Below are 7,047 nucleotides of genomic sequence, written 5' to 3' on the forward strand. Positions count from 1 at the left end.
GCTCAAGCAGAATTGCTAGCTATCATCATGTAAAATTGACACTATCAAAGGGAAAACTCTGCACTTACGGTCTCCTTGACTCCACATCGTCTTCACTTATTAATACACTATACGTATAAACAGTGTCTTTCTTGCCTTCACCGAGAATTGCTGTTTGCTGGATATGACCATTGCTAAAACATCTGAAATTATGTGAAAATAGGGAGGCTATGAAATACATCGTGCTGATAGGCGACGGGATGGCCGACATGCCGCTTGAGGCCATTGGGGGATTGACGCCGTTACAAAAAGCGGTCACTGCCAATATGGACATCCTTGCCTCTGGAGGGACACTTGGAATGGTCAGGACTGTGCCGGAGGGGTTTCCTCCCGGCTCTGATGTTGCAAACCTCAGCATTCTGGGTTACAACCCGAAGGATTACTACTCCGGCAGGGCGCCACTTGAGGCGGCAAGCATGGGGATACCACTTGGCGAAGGTGACGCCGCGTTCAGGTGTAATCTCGTTTGCCTTGATTTCACAGAGACACGTATGGCCGACTATAGCTCCGGGCACATAGCCTCAGAAGAGGCCAGGGTATTGATAACGGACTTAAACAGGGAATTATCCAGCGATAAAATAAAATTTTACCCGGGCATTAGCTACCGGCATTTGATGGTATATAAAGACGGCCCTATTGATATGTCCTGCACACCACCCCATGATATAACGGGCAGGGCCTTCACGCAATATCTACCGCACGGGCATGGCGCTGATGTATTGTTAAGCCTTATGCAGCGGTCGCAGGAAATCCTGAGAGACCATCCCGTAAATATTGAAAGGGTAAGCCGCGGCAAACCACCGGCAAACAGCATATGGCTCTGGGGACAGGGGAAACGCCCTGCACTGCCATCTTTTAAGGCAAAATACGGAATAGAAGGCTCACTAATCAGCGCTGTTGACCTGACAAAGGGGCTTGGCATTTGCGCAGGGCTTAAGGTTATAGATGTACCCGGCGCTACAGGCTATCTTGATACCAACTACACAGGCAAGGCCCGCTACGGGGTTGATTCTCTAAAGGACAGGGACTTTGTATATATCCACGTAGAGGCCCCTGATGAGGCAGGGCACTCCGGCAAACTTGACGATAAAATACGCGCCATAGAGGACTTCGATTCCCTCGTCGTAGGTGAGGTTATGAGGCTGCTAAGAGACACCGGTGATTATAAAATACTGCTAATGCCTGACCATCCAACCCCAATTGCCCTTAAAACCCATACAAACGCGTCCGTACCATTTGTTATATACGACAGCCGAAATGTGAAAACTGATACTACGGTCTCGTATGACGAAGGTATAGCATCGTTAGATGACACTGTTTACATTGATGACGGTCACACGCTGATGAGCTACTTTATAACCGGGCAGCGATAACCCGCCTGCCCGAGGCCAGTTTTAGTCGTTAATGCCCCAGATATATCGATACCCCGAGAAAAAATAATCGGGCGAATGCACGCCCGATCGTTCTTAATGTGTTGCCTCTTACGTATTTTTTGATATTATCTTTTTCCCTTCTTCGATAGTCGAGGCAAGGGTTTTCTTGCCTTCGTCAAGTGTCGAGGAGATAGTATTTTTTACGTCTGCAAGGTAGGAACTGCTCTTTTCAACCGCCTTGTTTATTTTTTCCTCAGTGTCTTTTGTCAGGGTCAGCAGTTCAGATTTTACTGTGTCAGGGACATCCTGAAGTTCTGTTCTGACTTTTGATACAAAGCCCGGCAATGTGTCGTCAACCTTCTTTACAATCGCATTTACGTTTTCGACGACATTGTCATAGGATTCGCGAATCTTTGCGCGGGTCTTGTCCCCTGACTGTGGCGCTAGTACGAGGCCCAAGGCCGCTCCCGCTACGCTTCCAACCAACGTTGCCGCGGCAAGAAGTGCACCTGATACTCCCTTTTTGTCATTCTCTCTCATCATGGTCTCCTTTTTTTGTTGCACCTTTAATGAATATGCCTATGGTTGATTTTATCACTGCTATAAGGCCAGATAACTGACCAAGTAATTTAGTTACATAGTGGGAGGATTCTTTTAGCGTCTCACCGAGTTTTTTAGCACCCGTGCCGAGTTCTTTTAAAGATGAGATGAGTTCTTTTATCCCAACCACCATATCATCAACCGTTGACAATATACTGTTTGCGATTTTAACTGTCTGTACCACCTCGCCCGAAAAATCCCTGATTGAACAGCTCGTTGTCTTAATCAGGTCAATAATCGAACCAATCATCCTTGCTATTTGAATCAATATCGGCACGCTGCACAGCACCACTACTGCCCAGAGTGCAAAGAGTTTTATATCCATGTGTTGTCCGCCTATCCTGCTTTAATAGCTGTCTAAACTGTATAACTCAGCATTGAACTGCCTTGCGTTATAACTATACCGGTATATCCGGCGATTCAGGGTCTTCGTCATCGCCGTAGAGCTTGTTGGATGCCGCGGTTAGTGCTGCATCGTCTATTGCCTTTATCAGTGTGTCGCCAATGTGTTCAACCATTTCACGGAACTTAGCCTTTACCGGTCTGAAAAGGTCGTGTTGTATGTCTGTTAATGTCTTTAGCCTGTTGTCAGAGGACTGCGGGTACAAAAGCAATGCCGCTGTAGCGCCAACCAGCCCGCCTAAGAACGAACCTATAAGGATATAGCGCTTTACATCTCTACTCTGGCCTTCCAATACTGTTAGATCCGCCATAGATATCCCTCCTTCAATATACTGCCTTGTAAGGCATTATAGCACTTGGGTAATCAGACTGTCAAGGAAGCCGGTAATAATAATTCCTCTGTGGAAAATTTATTTGGACTTATTATTCTTACCGTCTTGTTTTGGTTTGCCAACGTCAAGATATTCCTTGATTTTCACATCACTTAACCTTTCAATATCTCTTTCTATGAGCTGTGTGACGACGATATCAGGGTGTTCTTTCTCTATTATATCTTTATCGAAAGTCATCGTCCACAGGAAGACGCTGCGCTGGAAATGCTCGGCAGAGAAATTTAACAGGTCAATAAAAAAGGAATCCCTGAAGATTACGATTTTGGGCAGCCGCGGGTCATCTATTTCTTTGACAACTATTGGGGTGTTTGGGTCCCAGCATGGGTTTGCGTAGTTGCCTGGTTTGCCGAGGACGCTTCTCAAGGGTTTTACAGGATGAAATATTACATCCTCATCACTAAACATGTCAGACAGGGAGAGGAGCTTGTAGAGGTCGCCGCCTTTTAAGTCTTTCTTGTGTAAAGTAAAATCTGAGATGTCCATAGGTTCAGCCCCCGGGAAGTCCATTGCCTTCATTATTTGCCGGTAAGCCCAAAACGCGCCGTAGTAATTCCAGTGGGTGTCTGTCTTGTGAAACAGCAGACCTTTTTGCTTTGCCTTGAGGAGGGCGTCTCTTAGGTCAATGATTGTAACGGGCGCATTATCTCCCATATATTCTATGAGCTGGTCTGTCCGGGTCTTTGGGCCGACTTTTTTTATGAAATCTGGCAGGTACTCAGGATAAATAGTCTCCTTGTTAGGGGCTATTATCACGTAGTATTTCATTCCCCTTTGTGCAAGCCATCTCTGACGCTCAAGCAGGGTATGTTTAATATTGGCCAGCTCAACAGGTGTAAACGGTTTAATGCCTTTGTAGTCATCAAGCACGCGCTGTGCAGACAGGAAAAGCCAATCGTCGTGGCCGAACACTACCTGGTCTGGAATTGGTGAAGAATTCAGCAGTTTCACCTTATACATGTTGTTCCATCTGATAAATATATCACGAAAACCGAAGTTGTCTTCATAGTATTTTGTGTAGTCCCCGGGGAATGAGGCAATGGTATCAAAGTTCAGACGTGGTTTTGTGGCAAGACTTCTCTGTTCAGTGATAGTCACCTTGTAAGTTATAAGAAAAATCGTACTAAGAAACGGCAGGCTGATAAAAAAGACAAAGACCGACGCCGTAGATATATTAAAAATAGATTTCCCTCTCGGGTCAACGCTTGGCAGAGGTCTTCTCCATATGATAAAAAAGACAAGCACCGCTGCCACGACTGCAAACACGTATGACAGGTAGTGTTTATCGATAGAGCGTACAAGGGTATCATACTTGCTGCCAATAGTCCAGTTACTGATAAACGGCGTGTTGTTTTTAGATGTGATTCGCACGGTGTCGTCTACTAATTCATACCCGGCGATGTTTTCATTAGCCACAAAGTCCTGCATTATGTCTTTGGCAAGCCACTTATAACTCTTGAATACAGTCTTCATCTCGATGCTTTTTACCTCTATGACCCCGGCCTTTTCACCTACAAAGAAGCTCATCACCATTGGGTCTTTTATTTCCTTTGGGATTTTGAATTTCAGGTCTCTAAAACCCTCCGACTGGTTAATATGCGACATTACGGAGTTCTCTATGTCTATTTCTCCCCTTTTGTTATGGAAATAGAGACGAGGGTTGTTGTCGTATGATGACCTCATGTGGACTATGACCTTGATTAACAGGTAACTGTTAAGTTTCTCACAAAACAGATAGACTGCGCTAACCGTAAGCAGCGTGATAAGTATCTTCAGAAGCAGTTCGTTAAAAAAAAATCTGACAAGCGAGTCTTTTAACTCTGACCACGACTCGTTACTTAGAATCATTGAGGCTTAAATCTCCTTCATAGTAAGCCGACGAATTAATTGAGTATTATAGCAGGTATACTTATATAAAGTGTTAATGTTAATATTTATAGCTTATTTTAAGCGTACAATAAAATACCCCGGGAAAATACTATGACTTATACAAAAATTGTTGCCACCTTAGGCCCTGAGACGTCAAATGATAAAAGTGTAGAGGAATTGATAAAGGCAGGTGTGGATGTTTTCAGATTGAACTTCTCTCATGGCGCTCATGCTGAACACAAGGAAAGGATAGATTTAATCAGAAGGGTATCCAGGAAAATCGGCATAGAGGTTGCCCTGTTGCAGGACCTCTGCGGTCCGAAAATCCGTACAGGGAAAATGCAGCCTGGCGGGGTACTGCTTGCGGAAGGTGCAAAAGTATCTATTGTTACCGAGAATGTCATAGGCACTGAAGAGCGCTTTTCATGTATATATGAGTTATTGACAAGGGATGTACATCCTGGTGAGAAAATACTCCTTGATGACGGCTCTATGGAATTAAGAGTGGACAGTGTGGATAAGGCCCTGGTTTTATGTACAGTTATAAGAGGCGGACTTCTAAAAAGTTCTAAGGGCATGAACCTCCCAGGCAGTAAAATATCCTCTCCTGCGCTTACAGACAAGGACAGGGATGACCTGGAATTTGGCCTCAGGGAAAAGGTAGATTTCGTTGCACTTTCCTTTGTCAGGGATGCAAATGACATAAGACAACTGCGTAACATAGTGGGCGCTAAGGATATACGGATTATCGCAAAAATAGAAAAACCCGAGGCCATAGCCCATATAGACGAGATAATCCATGAAGCTGACGGGGTGATGGTTGCCAGGGGAGACCTTGGAGTGGAAATGGACCTTGCCGAGGTACCATTGCTGCAAAAACAAATCATACACAAGGCAAATGCAGCTGACAGATATGTCATAACGGCAACACAAATGCTCGAATCCATGATAGAAAGCCCGTTCCCAACCCGTGCCGAGGTAACAGATGTAGCAAATGCGGTTATAGACGGGACAGATGCAGTGATGCTCTCCGGTGAAACAGCAGTAGGCAAATATCCAATAGTAACGGTAAAAACCATGAAACATATTGCTAGGACAACTGAAAAGTATTTAAAACAACACCCTCCTAAGTGGAACTGGGTACATATCAACACATCTACTGAAGTGCATAATGCCATATCACGGGCAGTATTGCAGTTTTCCAGGGATTTAGCAGTCAAGGCAATATGCGCCTATTCGCCCTCAGGTGGAACTTCTGTATATCTTTCCAAGAGCAGACCATTTGCACCAATTATAATTTTCACGCCAAGCATCGAAGCGGTGAGAAGAATGCACCTGTACTGGGGCGTAATCCCTGTACTGGATACAACTATCAAATCAAAGGAAGAACTCGAAAGGAAAGCAAACGAATTCGTCCAGGAAAGGGAATTTGCCATACAAGGAGATACGATCTTGTTAATCCATGGCAGCGTATTCGGACAGGTAGGCAAGAATAGTATTATAGAGATTAAGACGGTTGAAGGGATATTAAAGAAATAAATCAGCGCAGATGCCATAAGTCTACAATCATCAACCCATACTTCCTCATATAAGGATGAGAATTACTATATAGGAACAGAATTGCAGTGCGTACAACTTTGAATGCCAGCAAACTCACCAACAAATAATTGGCACGATGTTTGCAATATACATAGTGTCAAGAGAACGAAAAGGATAAAAGAAAGAAAGCGAAGCAAGCGTAAAACATATAACTAAAGTTAAAAGGAGGTGTGAAAAGTGAAGAAAATATTTGCGATGTTGTTCAGTTTAGCAATGCTTGTGTCCTTTAGCGCAGTATCGTTTGCATCAGATGCACCAGCGGCTGGAGCCCCTGCGATGGAAGCCCCTAAGACTGATGACGTAACGGTAGCGAAGAAGAGCAAGAAAGCCAAAAAAGGCAAAAAGAGCAAAAAGGCCGCAAAGGCAGATGACGCAGCACCGGCAGCTCACTAAGCCGTAAAATATAAAACTAACTAACTAAAAGGAGACCAAAATGAAGAAACTGATGACCTTACTCGTAGCAGCCCTGTTTGCATTATCAATGACCAGCGCAGTATTCGCAGAAGACAAGCCAGCAGCCCCTGCCCCTGACGCTAAGAAAGATATGAAAGACGCTAAGAAAGATGCGAAAGACGCTAAGAAAGAAGAGAAGAAAGAAGAGAAGAAGTAACACTCTCTCACGGTTACAGATAGAAAGGCAAGGGTTTTGTACCCTTGCCTTTTTTGATTTTAAAAAGAGACTGTACAACTGTCAATGGCCATCCAAATATGTACCATTTCTGGTCATTGAAAAATGTACCAGTCTGGGACCCTCCAAAGGGGTTAGTAATCCGTTT

The 7,047-nt window shown here is 44.4% G+C and carries 8 protein-coding genes; 4 read left to right on the forward strand and 4 right to left on the reverse strand.

Features of this window, described 5'->3' with window-relative positions; all coding sequences use genetic code 11:
- The first annotated feature begins 209 nt into the window (after positions 1–209).
- A complete protein-coding gene (locus ASN18_RS01465) occupies positions 210–1,412 on the forward strand; it encodes a cofactor-independent phosphoglycerate mutase (RefSeq protein WP_085050831.1) in 1,203 nt (400 codons plus the stop codon).
- Positions 1,413–1,520: 108 nt separating this feature from the next.
- Here ASN18_RS01465 and ASN18_RS01470 read toward each other — a convergent pair whose 3' ends face one another.
- From ASN18_RS01470 to ASN18_RS01485, 4 genes are all read right to left on the reverse strand, one after another.
- Positions 1,521–1,955: a YtxH domain-containing protein gene (locus ASN18_RS01470; protein ID WP_085050832.1), complete on the reverse strand. Its 435-nt coding sequence runs from the start codon at positions 1,953–1,955 to the stop codon at positions 1,521–1,523.
- On the reverse strand, positions 1,939–2,337 hold the full coding sequence (locus ASN18_RS01475) for a hypothetical protein (RefSeq protein ID WP_085050833.1): 399 nt from the start codon (positions 2,335–2,337) through the stop codon (positions 1,939–1,941). Before ASN18_RS01475 ends, ASN18_RS01470 begins: the two co-directional genes overlap by 17 nt.
- 73 nt (positions 2,338–2,410) lie before the next feature.
- On the reverse strand, positions 2,411–2,725 hold the full coding sequence (locus ASN18_RS01480; RefSeq protein ID WP_085050834.1) for a YtxH domain-containing protein: 315 nt from the start codon (positions 2,723–2,725) through the stop codon (positions 2,411–2,413).
- Between the two features lie 99 nt (positions 2,726–2,824).
- A complete protein-coding gene (locus ASN18_RS01485) occupies positions 2,825–4,651 on the reverse strand; it encodes an alginate O-acetyltransferase AlgX-related protein (protein WP_085050835.1) in 1,827 nt (608 codons plus the stop codon).
- A gap of 132 nt (positions 4,652–4,783) precedes the next feature.
- Between ASN18_RS01485 and pyk the strand changes: the two genes are divergently transcribed.
- The 3 genes from pyk (at position 4,784) to ASN18_RS17010 (ending at position 6,881) form a co-directional block, all read left to right on the forward strand.
- Positions 4,784–6,211, forward strand: coding sequence for a pyruvate kinase (gene pyk / locus ASN18_RS01490; RefSeq protein WP_085050836.1), 1,428 nt, complete (start codon positions 4,784–4,786; stop codon positions 6,209–6,211).
- A gap of 237 nt (positions 6,212–6,448) precedes the next feature.
- On the forward strand, positions 6,449–6,664 hold the full coding sequence (locus ASN18_RS01495) for a hypothetical protein (protein WP_085050837.1): 216 nt from the start codon (positions 6,449–6,451) through the stop codon (positions 6,662–6,664).
- A 40-nt stretch (positions 6,665–6,704) separates the two neighbouring features.
- A complete protein-coding gene (locus ASN18_RS17010; protein ID WP_157072772.1) occupies positions 6,705–6,881 on the forward strand; it encodes a hypothetical protein in 177 nt (58 codons plus the stop codon).
- Positions 6,882–7,047 lie beyond the last annotated feature (166 nt).

The organism is Candidatus Magnetominusculus xianensis (genome assembly GCA_001541255.1).
In the GTDB taxonomy this organism is placed as follows: Bacteria; Nitrospirota; Thermodesulfovibrionia; order Thermodesulfovibrionales; family Magnetobacteriaceae; genus Magnetominusculus; species Magnetominusculus xianensis.